Origin of the sequence: Caenimonas aquaedulcis, from assembly GCF_015831345.1 — a bacterium.
GTDB lineage: Bacteria > Pseudomonadota > Gammaproteobacteria > Burkholderiales > Burkholderiaceae_C > Ramlibacter > Ramlibacter aquaedulcis.
The window spans coordinates 1,176,288-1,192,836 of record NZ_JADWYS010000001.1; the positions used below are offsets into that span (position 1 = coordinate 1,176,288).

At 66.9% G+C, this 16,549-nt stretch carries 16 protein-coding genes and 1 tRNA gene; 9 read left to right on the forward strand and 8 right to left on the reverse strand.

Annotated features, from left to right (window positions below):
* Positions 1 to 55: 55 nt before the first annotated feature.
* The 3 genes from I5803_RS05615 to I5803_RS05625 all read left to right on the forward strand — a co-directional run bounded on the left by I5803_RS05615 (position 56) and on the right by I5803_RS05625 (position 3,531).
* Entirely contained in the window at positions 56 to 1,009 is a 954-nt protein-coding gene (locus I5803_RS05615) for a TAXI family TRAP transporter solute-binding subunit (protein WP_196985407.1), read from the forward strand.
* A 9-nt stretch (positions 1,010 to 1,018) separates the two neighbouring features.
* On the forward strand, positions 1,019 to 3,226 hold the full coding sequence (locus I5803_RS05620; RefSeq protein ID WP_196985408.1) for a TRAP transporter permease: 2,208 nt from the start codon (positions 1,019 to 1,021) through the stop codon (positions 3,224 to 3,226).
* A gap of 104 nt (positions 3,227 to 3,330) precedes the next feature.
* The gene (locus tag I5803_RS05625) at positions 3,331 to 3,531 is read left to right on the forward strand and encodes a hypothetical protein (RefSeq protein ID WP_196985409.1); all 201 of its coding nucleotides are present in this window, start codon (positions 3,331 to 3,333) and stop codon (positions 3,529 to 3,531) included.
* A 42-nt stretch (positions 3,532 to 3,573) separates the two neighbouring features.
* On the opposite strand, the gene I5803_RS05630 is transcribed toward I5803_RS05625, so the two are convergent.
* The 4 genes from I5803_RS05630 to tilS all read right to left on the reverse strand — a co-directional run bounded on the left by I5803_RS05630 (position 3,574) and on the right by tilS (position 6,216).
* Complete coding sequence (locus I5803_RS05630) at positions 3,574 to 3,753, reverse strand: hypothetical protein (RefSeq protein WP_196985410.1); 180 nt, start codon at positions 3,751 to 3,753, stop codon at positions 3,574 to 3,576.
* 48 nt (positions 3,754 to 3,801) lie between these two features.
* Positions 3,802 to 3,894: transfer RNA gene (locus tag I5803_RS05635), tRNA-Ser, on the reverse strand.
* Positions 3,895 to 3,927: 33 nt separating this feature from the next.
* The gene (locus I5803_RS05640) at positions 3,928 to 5,196 is read right to left on the reverse strand and encodes an aspartate kinase (protein WP_196985411.1); all 1,269 of its coding nucleotides are present in this window, start codon (positions 5,194 to 5,196) and stop codon (positions 3,928 to 3,930) included.
* A gap of 90 nt (positions 5,197 to 5,286) precedes the next feature.
* Positions 5,287 to 6,216 (reverse strand): tRNA lysidine(34) synthetase TilS, encoded by a 930-nt coding sequence (gene tilS, locus I5803_RS05645; protein WP_196985412.1) that lies wholly within the window; start codon positions 6,214 to 6,216, stop codon positions 5,287 to 5,289.
* A 203-nt stretch (positions 6,217 to 6,419) separates the two neighbouring features.
* Here tilS and I5803_RS05650 point away from each other — a divergent pair, with 203 nt between their 5' ends.
* Positions 6,420 to 7,007 (forward strand): energy transducer TonB, encoded by a 588-nt coding sequence (locus tag I5803_RS05650; protein ID WP_231402342.1) that lies wholly within the window; start codon positions 6,420 to 6,422, stop codon positions 7,005 to 7,007.
* 3 nt (positions 7,008 to 7,010) lie between these two features.
* Here the strand turns inward: I5803_RS05650 and I5803_RS05655 are convergent, their stop codons facing one another.
* The 3 genes from I5803_RS05655 to cysS are packed head-to-tail and all read right to left on the reverse strand — an operon-like array spanning position 7,011 to position 10,034.
* Positions 7,011 to 7,988 (reverse strand): acetyl-CoA carboxylase carboxyltransferase subunit alpha, encoded by a 978-nt coding sequence (locus I5803_RS05655; protein WP_196985414.1) that lies wholly within the window; start codon positions 7,986 to 7,988, stop codon positions 7,011 to 7,013.
* Positions 7,989 to 8,022: 34 nt separating this feature from the next.
* Entirely contained in the window at positions 8,023 to 8,661 is a 639-nt protein-coding gene (locus I5803_RS05660) for a DNA-3-methyladenine glycosylase family protein (protein WP_196985415.1), read from the reverse strand.
* Complete coding sequence (gene cysS, locus I5803_RS05665) at positions 8,658 to 10,034, reverse strand: cysteine--tRNA ligase (RefSeq protein WP_196985416.1); 1,377 nt, start codon at positions 10,032 to 10,034, stop codon at positions 8,658 to 8,660. The genes I5803_RS05660 and cysS overlap by 4 nt, the downstream gene beginning before the upstream one ends.
* A 164-nt stretch (positions 10,035 to 10,198) precedes the next feature.
* Between cysS and I5803_RS05670 the strand changes: the two genes are divergently transcribed.
* Genes I5803_RS05670 through I5803_RS05690 form a run of 5 tightly spaced genes read left to right on the forward strand, consistent with a single transcriptional unit; the run spans position 10,199 to position 13,536 of the window.
* The gene (locus I5803_RS05670; protein WP_196985417.1) at positions 10,199 to 10,738 is read left to right on the forward strand and encodes a tetratricopeptide repeat protein; all 540 of its coding nucleotides are present in this window, start codon (positions 10,199 to 10,201) and stop codon (positions 10,736 to 10,738) included.
* Positions 10,739 to 10,785: 47 nt separating this feature from the next.
* A complete protein-coding gene (locus I5803_RS05675; protein ID WP_196985418.1) occupies positions 10,786 to 11,466 on the forward strand; it encodes a peptidylprolyl isomerase in 681 nt (226 codons plus the stop codon).
* Positions 11,467 to 11,483: 17 nt separating this feature from the next.
* The gene (locus I5803_RS05680) at positions 11,484 to 11,990 is read left to right on the forward strand and encodes a peptidylprolyl isomerase (RefSeq protein ID WP_196985419.1); all 507 of its coding nucleotides are present in this window, start codon (positions 11,484 to 11,486) and stop codon (positions 11,988 to 11,990) included.
* 11 nt (positions 11,991 to 12,001) lie between these two features.
* Positions 12,002 to 12,775, forward strand: coding sequence for a UDP-2,3-diacylglucosamine diphosphatase (locus I5803_RS05685; protein ID WP_354001625.1), 774 nt, complete (start codon positions 12,002 to 12,004; stop codon positions 12,773 to 12,775).
* The gene (locus I5803_RS05690) at positions 12,775 to 13,536 is read left to right on the forward strand and encodes a M90 family metallopeptidase (protein ID WP_196985420.1); all 762 of its coding nucleotides are present in this window, start codon (positions 12,775 to 12,777) and stop codon (positions 13,534 to 13,536) included. The genes I5803_RS05685 and I5803_RS05690 overlap by 1 nt, the downstream gene beginning before the upstream one ends.
* Here I5803_RS05690 and I5803_RS05695 read toward each other — a convergent pair whose 3' ends face one another.
* Positions 13,537 to 16,260 (reverse strand): DUF349 domain-containing protein, encoded by a 2,724-nt coding sequence (locus tag I5803_RS05695; protein WP_354001626.1) that lies wholly within the window; start codon positions 16,258 to 16,260, stop codon positions 13,537 to 13,539.
* Between the last annotated feature and the right edge of the window lie 289 nt (positions 16,261 to 16,549).

Consider the following 16,549-nt stretch of genomic DNA (forward strand, 5'->3'; position numbering starts at 1 on the left):
AAGACGCACGGGCTCCCGTGATGTACTGCCGCGTCACGTCCCACAGGAGTACCCCATGAAGTTCAAGTTCCTCGCGAGCGCCCTCGTCGCCGCAGCCGCCCTCAGCAGCCCCCTGCACGCCCAGCAATTCTTCCGCATCGGGACCGGCGGCACCGCCGGCACCTACTACCCGGTGGGCGGCATGATCGCCAACGCCGTGTCGCAGCCCGGCAAGCTCGTGGCCACCGCCCAGGCCAGCAACGGATCGCTCGCCAACGTGACCGCCGTCGCCGGCGGCGCGATGGAAGCGGGCATGTCCCAGTCGGACGTCGCCACCTGGGCCTACACCGGCACCGGCGCCTTCGAGGGCAAGCCGAAGATCACCGACCTGCGCATGATCGCCAACCTCTACCCCGAGAGCATCCATCTCGTCGTGAAGAAGGGCTCCGGCATTAAAACGGTGGCGGACCTCAAGGGCAAGCGCGTCGCGCTCGACGAACCCGGCTCCGGCACGCTGATCAACGCCCGCATGGTGCTGGCCGCCTATGGCGTGAAGGAAACGGACATCAAACCCGAGTACATCAAGCCCAACCAGGCCGGCGACAAGATGCGCGACGGTGCGCTCGACGCTTTCTTCTTCGTGGGAGGCGCACCGGCGGGCGCGATCACCGAGCTCGCCTCCAGCGGCGCGGGCATCGAGCTCGTGCCGCTCACCGGTCCGCAAGCCGACGGCCTGCGCAAAGCCAACCCGTACTTCGCGGTCGACAACATCGCGGCCAACACCTACAAGGACGTCCCCGCGGTGCAGACGCTCGCGGTCGGTGCGCAGCTCGTCACCAGCGCCAAGGTCGACACCGAAACCGTCTACCAGGTCACCAAGGCGATGTTCATGGACTCCACGCAGAAGACGCTGGCCGCCGGCCACGCCAAGGGCAAGTTCATCACCAAGGAGAATGCGGTGCAGGGCGTGGGCATTCCGTTCCACCCGGGCGCCGAGCGGTTCTACAAGGAAGCCGGGCTGCTGAAGTAAGCGCGATTCATGAGCGACACGGCCGCCACGCTGGACCCGGGCAAACTCCAGGAGCTCGAGGAAAAATTCGATCCGGAGATGCGATTCCGGCCGACGGCCACGCCGGCGCGCCAGATCGTCCGGTGGCTGCTGATCGCGCTGTCGTGCTTCCATTACTACACGGCCGGCTTCGGCCTGCTGCCTGAGACCACGCACCGCGGGGTGCACCTCGCGTTCGTGCTGGGCTTGATCTTCCTGGTCTTCGCCGCCAGCAAGGACGACAACGACCAGCCTCCCCGGCGCGGATTCAATTTCATCGGCGGCGTGCCGCTGATGGACTGGATGTTCGCCATCGCCATCGCGGTGAGCGTGCTCTACATCCCCTGGGTTTTCAACGACCTCGCCTTCCGCATCGGTAACCCCGACACGATCGACGTGGTGTTCGGCACGATCCTCTTCGTGCTGCTGCTGGAAGCCACGCGCCGATCCATGGGCTGGCCGCTGCCGATGATCGCGATCGGCTTCACCGTGTACGCGCTGGCGGGCCCGTACTTCCCCGGGCTGCTCAAGCACGCGGGCGCGAGCTGGAGCCAGATGATCAACCACCAGTACCTCACCAGCCAGGGCATCTACGGCGTGGCGGTGGGCGTGGTGGCGACCTACGTCTTCCACTTCGTGCTGTTCGGCGTGATGGCAACGCGGGTGGGGTTGGGGCAACTGTTCCTGGACATCGCCTCCAGCATCGCGGGCCGTTACGCCGGCGGCCCGGCCAAGGTGAGTGTCTTCGGCTCCGCGATGTTCGGCATGCTCTCGGGTTCGTCGGTGGCGAACGCGGTGACGGTCGGCTCGCTCACGATCCCCGCGATGATCCGCGTCGGCTACCGGCGGGAATTCGCGGCGGCAGTGGAAGCGGCGTCTTCCACCGGCGGGCAGATCACGCCGCCGGTGCTCGGCGCGGCCGCCTTCCTGATGGTGGAGTTCCTCAACGTCTCCTACCAGACCATCATCGTCGCGGCCATCATCCCCGCCTTCATGCACTTCTTCGGCGTATTCATGCAGGTGCATTTCGAGGCGAAGCGCTATGGCCTGCGCGGCCTCACCGCCGATGAAATGCCGAAGCTGAAGGAGTCGCTGCGCCAGCGCTGGCCGACCCTCATCCCGCTGTTCCTGCTGATCGGCCTGATCGTGACGGGGCGCACGCCCTACCTCGCGGCGTTCACGGGAATTTCCTCCTGCGTCATCGTCGGCATCACGACGCGCACCACGGGCAACCGGCCCGCCAACTGGGCCCTGTTCGTCGTGTTGCACGTGATCCTGGCCGTCATCGCTTTCGCGGAGCTGGGCGCCCACACCGAGACGATCAAGCTGGTGCTTTTCGGCGTCGCTGTCGCGATCGCGCTGGCCGGATGGAAGCTTGCCGGCATCACCGGCCGCGTTTCGCACGCCGCGCTCGTGGAGGCGTTCGAAACCGGCGCGAAGTACGCGCTGGCCGTGGGCGCGGCTGCCGCCACGGTGGGCATCGTGATCGGCGTCGTCACGCTCACCGGCGTCGGCTTCAAGATCAGCTTCATCATCACGAGCTGGGCGCAGGCCATGGCGGGCGGCGTCGCCGCCATCCTCCCGGCCTTCATGGTGGACATGCGCGTGCTGACGCTCTTCGCGGCACTGCTCATGACGGGCGTCGTCTGCATCCTCATGGGATGCGGCGTGCCCACCACGGCGACCTACATCATCATGGTCACGGTCGCCGCGCCGACGCTGGTGCAACTGGGCGTGGAGCCGCTGGTGGCGCACTTCTTCGTCTTCTACTACGGCGTGCTCGCGGACATCACGCCGCCCGTGGCACTCGCCGCATACGCGGCCGCGGGCATGGCGGGGAGCGACCCGTTCAAGACCGGCAACATGGCGTTCCGCCTGGGGCTCGCGAAGGCCCTGGTGCCGTTCGTGTTCGTCTTTTCGCCCTCGCTCCTGCTCGTGGCCAAGGGGTTCACGGTCTACGACTTCACGATCACCTTCGTGGGCTGCGTGCTCGGCATCGTGATGCTCGCTGCGGCGCTGAGCAGGTTCCTGCTCGTGGAGATGAAACGCTGGGAGCAGCTGCTCTGTCTCGCCTCGGCGATGCTGCTCATCGCGCCGGGTCTGGTCGTGACGCTCGTGGGCGCGGCGCTCGGTGTGCCGGTGCTCGTGCGACAGCTCGCTGCATGGAAGCTGGCCGCGGTGAAGCCCGCGCCCGCCTGATCCCGCTGTCGGACATCTCCGACCCGCAATGGCGAGCAAGCCCGTCACGGCCATGACATGCTGCGCCTCCATACTTGCCGCAAGCAACGTATTGGAGTTTTTTTATGAACGAGAACAGGACGACATCGATCCTGCAACGCCTCCCGATGATCCTGGCAGTCACCGCGGCGTCTTATGGCCTGCAGGCGCAGGCGCAGACACAGGCCCAACGCAACGTGCGCACGCACGAATCGGTGTCTGCGAAGGCGGCCGAAGGCCCGAGCGCGCTGGAACGCATGCGCGAAGCGGTCGCCGCGCAGGACTGAGCGCTTTCCTGCACCAAGAAGGCCGCCTTCGGGGCGGCTTTTTCATGGGCGGCCGGCGCGCCGTGCCTTCGCTCGCCGCACCTGCCGGCTTTGCGATTTGTCTTCCGCCTGCACCTTCTTCTCTCCCTGGCGGCGCTTCCACCATTTCGCAACCAGGCGCGCGACCGTGAAGGTGACGATGAAGCTGAGGGCCGCGAAGACGAGGGTGACGGGACTGGGCATGGCGGAATGTAAAAAGCCCCGATCTCTCGGGGCTCCTTGGGTGCATCTTGGCGGAAACGGAGGGATTCGAACCCTCGATGAGGCTCTACACCCCATACTCCCTTAGCAGGGGAGCACCTTCGGCCACTCGGTCACGTTTCCTGTGGGATGGATTATGCCCCATCAGGCAGCTCTTCAGGCGGCCGGCTGGTCCAGGTCGAAGGCCCGGTGCAGGGCGCGGACTGCCAGTTCCATGTACTTTTCGTCGATCACGACCGAGGTCTTGATCTCGCTGGTGGAGATCATCTGGATGTTGATTCCCTCCTCCGACAGCGACCGGAACATCTTGGCGGCGATGCCCACGTGGCTGCGCATGCCGATGCCCACGATGCTCACCTTGCAGATGCGCGTGTCGCCTTCGATGTGGTCCGTGCCGAGGGCGGGGAGCACCTTGGTCTTCAGGAGGTCCACGGTACGCGCGTAGTCGTTGCGGTGCACCGTGAAGCTGAAGTCGGTCTTGCCGTCCTTGGCGATGTTCTGGATGATGACGTCGACCTCGATGTTCGCGTCGGCGACGGCGCCCAGGATGTTGTAGGCGATGCCGGGCTTGTCGGGCACGCTCAGGATGGAAATCTTGGCCTCGTCGCGGTTGAACGCGATGCCGGAAACGACGGCTTGTTCCATTTGCAGGTCTTCCTCGAAAGAGATCAGGGTGCCGGAGGCGGCTTCTTCTTCAATGGCGATGTCCCAGGGCGTGAAGCTGGACAGCACGCGCAGCGGCACGCGGTACTTGCCCGCGAATTCCACGGAGCGGATCTGCAGGACCTTCGAGCCCATGGACGCCATCTCCAGCATTTCCTCGAAACTGATGCTCGTGAGGCGCCGCGCCTCCGGCACCACGCGCGGGTCGGTCGTGTAGACGCCGTCCACGTCGGTGTAGATGAGGCATTCCGCCGCCTTCATGGCCGCGGCGACCGCGACGGCCGACGTATCGCTGCCGCCGCGCCCGAGCGTGGTCACGTGCCCGTGGTCGTCCACGCCCTGGAAGCCCGTGATGATCACGACCTTGCCCGCCGCGAGGTCCGCGCGCACCTTCTTGTCGTCGATCGACTCGATGCGCGCCTTGGTGTACGCGTTGTTCGTCTTGATCGGCACCTGCCAGCCCGCATAGCTCACGGAAGGGAGCCCCTCGGCCTGCAGCGCGATCGCCAGCAGCGCGGAAGACGCCTGCTCGCCGGTGGCGGCCAGCATGTCGAGCTCCCGCGCCATCGCATCGGTTTCGCGCGCCGGGGAGAGTTCCTTGGCGAGGCCGAGCAGGCGATTGGTTTCGCCGCTCATGGCGCTGGGCACGACCACCATCTGGTGGCCGGCACGGTGCCACTTGGCGACCCGCTTGGCGACGTTGCGGATGCGCTCGGTGGAGCCCATCGACGTGCCGCCGTATTTGTGAACGATCAATGCCATCGGAAGGGAGATGGAAAACGGAAGGGGTGGTGACGGCCGCGAGGGCCGCCGCAGCGGCGCCATGCGCCGTGGAAAGCCTCGGGATTATACCTAGGCGACCGGAGGCGCCGTGAAGCTCAGGTGTGCGCCGGTACGCTCGACGAAGCCCTTCGCGACCTTGATGCGGATCGCATGCCCGCGCGTCGAACAGGCCTCGACCTGGTCGAGCAGTTCCTCGAGCTGCGCGGTGCTGGGGGCCGCGCCGTGCGACTGGCGCAGCCAATGGCGCAGCAGGTTGGCCTGCCGGGCTCGCGCCAGGGAACGCAGGGCATCGATCGCCGGCGGGCTGCCTGCACGCGCGAGGTCCTCTTGCGCCAAGGCAGTGAGCAACCCGTTGGCCTGCGCCGCATGCCGCGCGGATCGCGCGAAGGTTTCCCGGAACTGTGGAAAGGCGGTTGCAAGCGCGGGCAACAGGTCCCGCCTGATGCGGTTGCGCGTGAAGGCGGTGTCCGTGTTGGTGGGGTCCTCGACGTAGTCGATGCCCTCGCTTCGCAGCCAGTCGCGAATCTCCTGCGCGTGCACGTCCAGCAACGGCCGCTCGAAGCGCATGCCGTGCCGCTCGAAGCTGCGCGGCATCGCCGCCAACCCCGGAAGGCCGGCCCCGCGGCTCAGGGCAAGGAGGATGGTCTCTACCTGGTCGTCCGCGTGCTGCGCCAGGAGCACCGATGCCAGGCCGGCACCTCGCGCACTGGCTGCCAGCGTCGCATACCGGGCGTTGCGTGCGGCGTCCTCCGGGCTTTCTCCGGGCGCATGCCGCGCATCGACGTGCTCGACGTGGAGCGGCACATCCCAGAGCGCGCACATCCGTTCACAGTGCCGCACGAATCCGTCCGCGGCGGCCTGCAAGCCGTGATGGACGTGGATGGCGTGGACCTGTCCGGGCCACGCCCGCACGCACTGCACCAGCAGCGCGGTGGAGTCCGCGCCGCCGCTGAACGCCACGGCCGCGGGCAGCGCGGGCATCGATCCTGCTAGGTGCATTCGCCGATTATCGGACGCTGTGTAACACCGGTCGGAAGTACACGGTTACCCCAACAAGACCACGGCACCGCCACCCATAGAATCACACGCGTATCAAGAGGTAACGCATGCACACGGAACGAATCGGCGCCCAGGCCCACAAGGCCGGCAGCGCCAGCGTCCTGACCCCAGGACTGGTTTTGGCCATCACATTGACAGCAGGGATGACGCAAGCCGCCTTCGCGCAGACGTCCGCAGCGGCTGCGGCCGGCGGTGCCGCCCCCAGCGAAGCCGCACAGCGCCAGGCGAACAGCCCGTACCGCTTCATCCTGCAGAACGCCAACGCGCCCACCCGCGCCAAGCCTGCGCCGGCCCCGGTTGCCGCGCCTGCGGAAGCGAAGAAGCCCTCGCCGCCGGAGCAGACCGCGAGCGCCAGGCCCGCGCCCGCAGCGGCGGCGGCACCCGCGGCAGCCGCTCCCGTGGTGGCGCCCGCTCCAGTTCCCGACCCCGTCCCCGTCGCCTCAATCGCCCCGAAGGCCGAGCCGATCGCGGCCGTGGTGCGGCGCGAGGTGATCCCGGTGCGAACGGATGACCCGAAGCTGCCTCCCGCCTTGCTGCGCGAGAAGCCGTCCGGGGTGGTCCGCGTGCTCTTCGAGTTGAATCCCGATGGATCGACCGGCAACGTGAAAGTCGTCTCCAGCACCAACCGGTCGCTCAATCGCGTCTCGGTGGACGCCGTGTCGAACTGGAAATTCCAGCCGGTCGACGAAGTGCTGACGATCGAGACCGAGCTGGCCTACAAATACGACTGAAGCCTAGCGGGCGTCGGCCTTCGTGTCGTTGAAGCGCCCGTAGCTTTGCAGGCGCTCGTAGCGGCGGTCCAGCAGTTCGCGGACTTTCAGGTCTGCCAGCTGGCGCCATGCGTCGTTCAGCGCGCGCTTGAGGAAGGCCGCCATCTGCTTGTGGTCGCGATGCGCGCCGCCCACGGGCTCGTTCACGATCTTGTCCACCAGCCCCAGCGCCTTCAAGCGGTGCGCGGTGATGCCCATCGCATCCGCTGCGTCCTGCGCCTTCTCCGAGGTTTTCCAGAGGATGGACGCGCAACCTTCCGGGCTGATCACGGAATAGATCGAGTACTGCAGCATCAGCACCTGGTCGGCCACGGAAATCGCCAGCGCACCACCGGAGCCGCCCTCCCCGATCACCGTGGTGATGATGGGCACTTCCAGCTGCGCCATCTCGAAGATGTTGCGGCCGATCGCCTCGGACTGCCCGCGCTCCTCGGCGTCGATGCCGGGATAAGCGCCCGGCGTGTCGACGAAGGTGAAGACGGGCAGCTTGAATTTTTCTGCCGTCTTCATCAGGCGAAGCGCCTTGCGATACCCCTCCGGCCGGCTCATGCCGAAATTGCGCAGGCCCCGCTCCTTCGTGTCGCGGCCCTTCTGCTGGCCCAGCACCATGCAGGCGTTGCCGTTGAATCGCGCGAGGCCGCCGATGATCGAGAGATCGTCCGAGAAATGCCTGTCGCCGTGCAATTCGATGAAATCCGTGAAGATTTCATTGATGTAGTCGAGCGTGTAGGGGCGCTCCGGATGCCGGGCGATCTTGGTGATCTGCCACGGCGTCAGGTCGCTGTAGATGTCTTTCGTGAGCTGCTGGCTCTTCTTGGAGAGCTGGTCGATCTCCTCGGAGATGTCGACGGCGGATTCAGTCTGCACGTAGCGCAGCTCTTCGATCTTGCCTTCGAGCTCCGCGATCGGCTGCTCGAAATCGAGGAATGTCTTCTTTGCCAAGGTGTGCTCCTTGCCTGTTCTGGGCATGAACCCGTCAATATTCGACCGGTAACGGGTCCAGCGAGCGCCAAATATACCAAGTGGCGACGCTGCGGTAAGGCTCCCAGGCGGCGGCCACTTCCCGCGCGTCGCTGCGGCTCACCGCCTCCCCCGAAAAATAGTTGCGGCTGATGCCGTTGATGAGGCCGATGTCGTCCAGCGGAAGCACGTTCGGCCGCATCAGGTGGAAGATGAGGAACATCTCGGCGGTCCAGCGGCCGATGCCGCGGATACCGATGAGTTCGGCGATGATTTCCTCGTCGCCCATGGTCTTCCAGGCGTCCACGTGGATGGCGCCCGAGTCGAAGTGCAGCGCCAGGTCGACGAGGTACTCGATCTTGCGGGCCGACAAGCCCGCGGCCTGCATGTCGTCGACTTTCAGCTTGAGCACGCTGGCCGGGTTCATGCGGCGCGGCAACTTGGCGAAGCGGTCCCACACCGTCTGTGCGGCCTTCACGGAAATCTGCTGGCCCACGATGCTGCGGGCGAGCGTCGTGAAGGCGTCTCCGCGCGACTGCAGGCACGCGTCGCCGAACTGCGGGATCAGGCGCTTGAGCACGCGGTCCTTGCGCGAGAGATGGCGGCAGGCCTCTTCCCAGTAATCGGGTGTGGCGAGCACGGGCTGGTCGCTCAAGGCGCGGCCTCCCAGGTCGTGCCGGCGGCCGAATCTTTCAGCACCACGCCTTTGGCGAACAAGTCGTCCCGGATGGCGTCGGCGCGTGCGAAGTCGCGCGCCTTCTTGGCCGCGTTGCGTTCATCGATCAGCGCCGCGATCGTCGCTTCGTCCAGTTGCGAGCCCGCCTGCAGGAATGCCTTCGGGTCGCCCTGAAGGATCCCGAGGCAGCCGCCCAGCGCCTTCAGAAGACCGGCCGCTTCGGGCGATTTGCCGCGATTGACTTCCGCCGCCAGGTCGAACAACACCGCCATCGCCTCCGGCGTCGCGAAGTCGTTGTCCATCGCGGCCTTGAAACGCGCGGCGTGCGGCTGTGTCCAGTCGATCGACACCTGCGCGGGAGAGACGTGGTCGAGCGCGGTATAGAGGCGGCGCAATCCGCTGCGCGCATCTTCCAGGTGCACATCGCTGTAGTTGATCGGGCTGCGGTAGTGCGTGCGGACCATGAAGAACCGCAGCGTCTGCGCGTCGAATTTCTCCAGCACCTCGCGGATGGTGAAGAAGTTGCCCAGCGACTTCGACATCTTCTCGTTGTCGATGTTCAGGAATCCGTTGTGCATCCACAGGTTCGCAAGCGGCTGGCCGAAGGCGCCCTCGCTCTGCGCGATCTCGTTCTCGTGATGCGGAAACTGCAGGTCCGCGCCGCCGGCGTGGATGTCGAAGGTGCGCCCGAGCAGCGCGCAGGCCATGGCCGAGCACTCGATGTGCCAACCCGGGCGGCCCTTGCCGTACGCGCTGTCCCACTTCGCGTCGCCGGGCTCGGTGGGCTTGGCGGACTTCCACAGCACGAAGTCGAGCGGGTCTTCCTTGCCTTCCAGCACGGCCACGCGCTCGCCGGCGTGCAGCTCGTCCAGCGACTTGCCCGACAGCTTGCCGTAGCCCGGGAAGCGGCGGACGGCGTAATTCACGTCGCCGTTGTCCGAACGGTAGGCCAGCCGCTTGTCCTCGAGCAGCTTCACGATGTCGAGCATCTGCGGAACATAGTCCGTCGCGCGCGGATCGTGCGTCGGCCGCTCGATGCCGAGCGCGTCGAAGTCGCGGTACATCTCCACGATCATGCGATCGGTCAGAGCGCGCACCGTCTCGCCGTTCTCCACCGCGCGGCGGATGATCTTGTCCTCGATGTCGGTGATGTTGCGCACGAAGGTGACGTTGTAACCGCTGGCCTTCAGCCAGCGCTGCACGACATCGAACGCGATGTTGCAGCGCGCATGGCCCACGTGGCAATCGTCGTAGACCGTGATGCCGCACAGGTACATGCGCACATGGCCCGGTTCGATCGGGGTGAAATCTTCCAGGGCACGCGAGAGCGTGTTGTGGATGCGCAGGCTCATGAGTTGGGAGTACCGGTCCGCTTTGGCGCTGCTTGTGGCGACGCTCTTCGTGTTGTGTGTCTTGCCTCTGCCGGGAGCCCGCGCACGGGGTCGGCGGCTACAATCGAACGCAGTATATAGCTCTCCGCCGAGGCTTGTCACACGCGATCCCGGCCGGCAATTCGATGATGCGTAGCTCCTCCATCCTCCCCCGCGTGCTGTGCCTGGCAGCGTTCGCCGCCGCATGGGCGGCGCCCCTGACGGCACGCGCGGACGACTACGCGGACGTGACCCAGCTCATGCGCTCCGGCAAGCCGGCCGAGGCGATGGCGCGCGCGGACCAGTACCTCGCGGCCAAGCCGCGCGATCCGCAGATGCGCTTCCTCAAGGGCGTCATGCAGGCGGAAGCCGGCCGCACCGCGGAGGCCATCGCCACCTACACGGCCCTGACCGAAGAGTATCCGGAGCTGCCGGAGCCCTACAACAACCTCGCCGTGCTGTATGCCGCGCAAAGCGACTTCGACAAGGCGCGCACGGCCCTGGAAACCGCCCTGCGCAGCAACCCGTCGTATGCCACGGCACATGAAAACCTGGGGGACGTCTATGCGCGTCTCGCGGGGCGTTCCTACGCGCGCGCGCAGCAGCTCGCGCCCGCCAACAGGAGCGTGGCGCCCAAGCTCGCGCTGATCCGCGAGATGTTCATGCCCGCCCGGCCGGCGCAGTGACACCCATTTTTTCCGCAACCGGTATTTTTTCAAGGAGTGACTGGTACATGGCAACAATGACGCGCCGCCTCGCGGCCCTCGCCGTGGCTTCGAGCCTGGCCACGGCGCTATCGGCGGCAGCCGCGCAGGACGCGCCCCGCGTGAAGTTCGCCACCACCGCGGGCGACATCGTCGTCGAGGTCTACCCCGACAAGGCCCCGAAGACCGTCGAGAACTTCCTGCAGTACGTGAAGGACAAGCATTACGACGGCACGATCTTCCACCGCGTGATCGACAACTTCATGATCCAGGGCGGCGGCTTCAATGCGAGCTATGTGGAAAAACCCACGCGCCCGCCCGTCCAGCACGAAGGCCAGGAAGCGCTGGCCAAGGGCGGCCCCCGCAACGTCACCGGCACCATCGCGATGGCGCGCACGAACGATCCGCACTCCGCGACGGCGCAGTTCTTCATCAACGTGAAGGACAACCCCAACCTGGACCCGGTGGTGATCCCGCCCGGCGACCCGGTGCCGCGATTCGAATACCGCGGCCGCGTCTACGAGAACGAGCCCCGTTCGCGCCTCGTCAATGCCCCACAGCTCTTCGGCTACACCGTCTTCGGCAAGGTCGTGAGCGGCATGAACGTGGTCAACAAGATCAAGGCCATGCCCACGGGCGCGGCCGGTCCCTTCCAGTCCGACGTGCCGCGCACGCCGGTCGTCATCACATCGGCCACGCTGGTCAAGTAACAGGCAAGGAGCATCCCATGAGCAATCCGAAAGTCGAACTTCACATCGCCAATTACGGCGTCATCACCCTCGAGCTGGATGCCGACAAGGCGCCCAAGTCCACCGCGAACTTCCTGTCGTACGTGAAAAAGGGCCACTACGACCGCACGATCTTCCACCGCGTGATCCCAGGCTTCATGGTCCAGGGCGGCGGGTTCGAGCCCGGCATGTCGCAAAAGCCGACGGACGAGCCGATCGAGAACGAAGCCAACAACGGTTTGAAGAACAAGAACTACACCGTGGCCATGGCGCGCACGCAGGCGCCCCACTCCGCGTCCTCGCAATTCTTCATCAACGTCGCGGACAACGAGTTCCTCAACCATACCGCGCCGAGCGCACAGGGCTGGGGCTACGCGGTGTTCGGCAAGGTCGTCGGCGGCACGGACGTGGTCGACAAGATCAAGGCGGTGAAGACCGGCCGCAAGGGCTTCCACGACGACGTGCCGATGGAAGACGTCGTGATCGAAAAAGCCGTCGCGCTCTGACGCGAAGCGCCGTGGTCGGGCCAGCGGCGCTTCCCGGGTTCGCCCTGCTGGAGGCGCCCGCGCACTGGCGCGCCATCGATTTCATCTCGGACCTGCACCTGCAGCAGTCGGAGCCCCAAACGCTTGCCGCGTGGCGCCGCTACATGGCGGCCACGCCGGCCGACGCGGTGTTCATCCTCGGGGATTTGTTCGAAGTGTGGGTCGGCGACGACGCCGCCCGCGAACCGGGGCTGGAAGCCGATTGCGGCGCCGTGATCCGCGAAGCGTCCGAGCGGCTCGCGGTGTATCTCATGCACGGCAACCGCGACTTCCTTGTCGGGGAGCAGTTCATGCGCGATTGCCACGCGACCTTGCTGGACGACCCCACCGCACTGGATTTCGCCGGGACCCGCTGGCTGCTCACGCACGGCGATGCGCTGTGCCTCGCGGATGTGGACTACCTGAAATTCCGCGAGCAGGTCCGCGCACCGCAGTGGCAGAAGGATTTCCTTGCGCGCCCGCTGCCGCAGCGCAAGGCCATCGCGCGCGACCTCCGCGCACAAAGCGAAGCGGCGAAGGCGTCCATGACCGACTACGCCGATGTCGATGGCCCCGCGGCGGCGACGTGGATGCGCGCCACGCAGTCGCAGGTGCTGATCCACGGCCACACGCACAAACCGGCGGACCACCCGCTGGAAGTGTGGCGGCGCATCGTGCTGAGCGACTGGGATGCCGCTGCCACGCCGGCGCGCCTGGAAGCCCTTCGCATCGACACCGCCGGAGCGCGGCGCGTCGCGTTGTCCTGATGTTCGGCTGGCTGCGCAAACGCCGCGCAAGGGTGGACATTCCGGATGCGCTCTGGAACGAGGTGGCGGGCCGCTTCCCCTTCATCGCTTCCCGGCCGCCGCACGACCTCGCACGCTTGCGGGAGCTGTCCGGGGAGTTTCTTGCGAGCAAGGAATTCAACGGGGCCGGGGGGTTCGTCATCACGGATCGCGTGGCGCTGTCGATTGCGGTCCAGGCCGTGCTTCCGGTGCTGAACCTGGGACTCGACTGGTACGACGACTTCGTCGGCATCGTCGTCCATGCGGACGAAGTCGTTGCCCATCGCGAGCACACGGACGAAGACCACGTCGTGCATCACTGGGACGAAGTGCTGTCCGGCGAAGCGATGGACCAGGGACCGGTGACGCTGAGCTGGCGGGACGTGGAGGAAGCCCGCGAATCCGCCGATGCGGTCTACAACGTGGTGATCCACGAATTCGCGCACAAGCTGGACATGCGGGATGGACGCGCCGATGGTTGCCCTCCCCTGCCCTCTCGCGCCGCGCGCAGGCACTGGATCGAGACACTCGAAGCGCAGTTCGAAGCGTTCCGCGAGAAGGTGGCGATCGCGGAGCGCTTTAGTGGAGAGCCGACATGGCTGGACCCTTACGGTGCGACAGCCATCGACGAGTTCTTCGCGGTGGCGTGCGAAGCGTATTTCGTCCGCCGCGAACGGTTCGCGCAGGAATTTCCGCCGCTGGTGCCGCTCTTCGACAGCTTCTTCCAGCCCGCGCGGGGTTGATCAGCCTCGCAGCAGCACCTTGAGCACGGCCTGCAGGCGGCGTGCCGCGCCGGCTTCATAGGCGCCTGCGAAAACACGCGCCGTGTCCTGTCCCCAGGTTTGCGCCGGCGATGGATCGTTGCGGCGAGTCAGCAGCTGCAACTGCAACATGCGGCGGGCGGATATCTGGTCCGCGGGTGTCGGCGACTCGGCGGCGATCTCCAGCCGCAGCAGCGCTTCGCCCGGAAGTGCACCCGCGCTCGCGCCGATCGCCTGCACCCAGGACGTCCGCACTGCGGGAGTCACGGACTTGCCCAACTCCTGGACGGACGGCACCTGGTCGGCCGCGCGCTGTTCCCACGCCGTCAGCAGTTGGGTCAAGGCCTCGCCGTGTGCCTGCGCAGCGAGTTTTTTCAGGGTTGACTGTGCGTGCTCCAGCGCCTCGCGCTGGGCGCGGAAGGCGACGTCGCCCAGGCGCGGTCCGCGGTCTTCCGCCGCCTCGCGATCGCCAAAGCGGCCGCCACCGAAACGGCCATCGCCACGGGCGTCGCGCGGCGCGCCGCGGTCGCCCGGTCTGCCGCCCATGCCGGGCTTGCGGTCGCCGAACTTCCCGCCGCGGCCTTGCGGCATCGGCTCGGCCTTCTTCATGCCGGGGCGGTCGTCGCCGCGCATGGCCTTGACCGGCTTGGGCGCCGGCTTCGGAGGCGGCGCGGGCTCGCCCGCAACTTGCGCCGGGGCATCCGGGTTCGCTTGCGCAGCGTCATCGGGAGCCGCGGCCGGCGTTGCGTCGGCCCCTGCTTCAGCGTCACCGGCTGGGGCGGGAGCCGCTGCCTCGGGCACGCCTGCCGCTTGCACCGCCGCGGCCGCTTGCGCCTGGCCACGCAGCGCTGCATCCAGCGCCGCGATCGCCGTCTTGATCTTCTGCGCGTCGCCGCTGGCGTTCGCGGCTTCCAGCGCCTTGGACGCCTCGAGCACCACGCGATCGCGGTCGCTGAGCGCCGAAGCCGCCTTCTCGCGCTCCTGATCCTTGCGATTGAAGGCCTCGTCGATCGGCTTGCGGAACGCATCCCACAGCTTCTGCTCGTGCTTGCGGTCGAGCGGGATGGTCTGCGCTTCCTGTTGCCAGCGCTGCTGCAGCGCGCGTACGGCGTCCACGCGCAACTGGGGAGCCGCGCCGAGCGCCTTCGCATCCTCGATCATGGCGTGGCGTCGCTCGAGGCTTTCCTTTTGCACGGCTTCGAGCGGCGCGTAGGCGGCGTGGATGGCTTCCTTCCACGACGACTGCATCTCGGCGAACGCCTTCTCGCTCAGGTGCCCGGCCTCGCGCCAGCGGTTCTCGAACTGGTGGAGGATCCGGTTGAAGCCCTTCCAATCGCCATCCAGCGCCGTCGTATTCGCGGCGGCCCAGGCTTTCACCTCGTCGATCAACGCGACGCGCTGTGCCTTGTGCTCGGCGGATTCGGCCTTGACCTTGTCCAGCCAGGCCTCGACGACCTTGTATGCCTCGTTGCAGGCGTCGTCGAAGCGCTTCCAGAGCGCATGGTTCGGCACGCCCCCCTGGTCCGTCTGCTTCCACTGGTCGCGCAGTGCGCGCAATTGCTCCTGCATCTTGCGGCCGCCGAAGCGCGGCTTGGGCGGCTGCGGCTCCTGGCCTTCCACCGGCGCGGGATGCTCGAACAGGCCCTCCGCCTTCGCGACGAGTTCCTGGCGCAGCTGGTCGGCGCGCCAGCGCTGCCAGCCTTCCAGTTCGCCCGCGGCGGAAAGCGCGGCGTGGGCCTGGTTCTCGATCTTGTCGTCGACCAGCTTGCCGTGTTCTTTCAGTGCGTTTCGCAGCGCCGCCGCGGCGCCGGCGCTGGCTTTTCCATGGCCCTCGGCGATTTCCTGCTCCAGCCTGGCGAGCGCCTCCCGCACCACGTCATTGGCGCGCGCACGCGCCTCCGGATCGACCTTGGGCCGCGACGGCTTGGCGACCGGCTCCACGGCAACGCCCCGGAGGACGCGCAGTTCGTCGGCCCACACGGGCACCGGAGGAAGCGGGGCTGCCGGGTCCTGGGCAGCCGCTTGCGCCTGGGCCAGCGCACTCTGGAATGCGTCCCACACCGCCTGCAACTGCGCGCGCGATGCGTCCAGCAGCGGCGGAAAGCGCGTATCCACGCTCGCCCAGTTCGAATCCTGCAGCAGGGACTGGGCTTGCGCCTGCCAATCCGGCACATCCGTTCCCAGCGCCGCGGCGGCGGCCTGTGCGTCGCGCCAGGACTTGGTGGAGAGCACTTCGATGCGCTGGGCCAGCAGCACAGCGGCCTCACGCTGCACCTGCACACGGTGCTGGAGGTCCTCGATGCCCTTGATCCGGTCAGCCAGCTGCCCCTTCAAGGTCGCGAGCGGGTCGCGGCTCAGGGGAGCACCCGCCTTGGCGGCATCGCGCTGCCACGCCATCGCATCGGCGATGTTCAGCTTGGGCTGCCCGAGCAAGGCCTGGGCCTTTTCTGCCCACTCGGCCGCGATCGCTTCCTGGCCCCGGCTCCGCTTGATTTCGTCGAGGCGCTCCCGCAGCAGTTTGGCCGCGCCCTTGTCGCGTCCGCTCAACTCGCGGAACACTTCCTGCATCTGCTCCACGGCCGGATCGGAGGCGAGCCATTCGCGCACGCGAGCGGCGCGCTCACCGGAAGTGGGAGCGGTAAAGGCGCCGCCGGTCAGCGTGTCCAGGGCGTGGGTGTCGGTGGATTTGAGAGTGGCTTGATTCACTGATTTTCGGTCTGCGGGAGCGTTGGCAAACCCGTTGCGGAACGGGCAAACCGCTATTCTCGCCGCGAATCGATCCGGGCGAAGCGGGCACCCCAAAAGAGAAAGCCCGGACAGGTAGCCAAACCGCCTGCCGGGCTTGACGGCCGACGTAAAGTCTTTAGCCGCCTGGGTTCGCAACCAGGGAGTTTCGACGTCCCCGGTTGCGCCGGGAGCAACGGATTGCTCCCAAGTGGGGCCGGGGCTACCGCGTGAGCGGCCCTACCGGCTGACACCCGAAGGATCGGGCTTC

Bases quoted from the DNA above. Each gene is read 5' to 3' on its own strand.
- I5803_RS05615 (WP_196985407.1), top strand. From the start codon at position 56: ATGAAGTTCAAGTTCCTCGCGAGCGCCCTCGTCGCCGCAGCCGCCCTC.
- I5803_RS05620 (WP_196985408.1), top strand. From the start codon at position 1,019: ATGAGCGACACGGCCGCCACGCTGGACCCGGGCAAACTCCAGGAGCTC.
- I5803_RS05625 (WP_196985409.1), top strand. From the start codon at position 3,331: ATGAACGAGAACAGGACGACATCGATCCTGCAACGCCTCCCGATGATC.
- I5803_RS05630 (WP_196985410.1), bottom strand. From the start codon at position 3,753: ATGCCCAGTCCCGTCACCCTCGTCTTCGCGGCCCTCAGCTTCATCGTC.
- I5803_RS05640 (WP_196985411.1), bottom strand. From the start codon at position 5,196: ATGGCATTGATCGTTCACAAATACGGCGGCACGTCGATGGGCTCCACC.
- tilS (WP_196985412.1), bottom strand. From the start codon at position 6,216: ATGCACCTAGCAGGATCGATGCCCGCGCTGCCCGCGGCCGTGGCGTTC.
- I5803_RS05650 (WP_231402342.1), top strand. From the start codon at position 6,420: ATGACGCAAGCCGCCTTCGCGCAGACGTCCGCAGCGGCTGCGGCCGGC.
- cysS (WP_196985416.1), bottom strand. From the start codon at position 10,034: ATGAGCCTGCGCATCCACAACACGCTCTCGCGTGCCCTGGAAGATTTC.
- I5803_RS05670 (WP_196985417.1), top strand. From the start codon at position 10,199: ATGATGCGTAGCTCCTCCATCCTCCCCCGCGTGCTGTGCCTGGCAGCG.
- I5803_RS05675 (WP_196985418.1), top strand. From the start codon at position 10,786: ATGGCAACAATGACGCGCCGCCTCGCGGCCCTCGCCGTGGCTTCGAGC.
- I5803_RS05680 (WP_196985419.1), top strand. From the start codon at position 11,484: ATGAGCAATCCGAAAGTCGAACTTCACATCGCCAATTACGGCGTCATC.
- I5803_RS05690 (WP_196985420.1), top strand. From the start codon at position 12,775: ATGTTCGGCTGGCTGCGCAAACGCCGCGCAAGGGTGGACATTCCGGAT.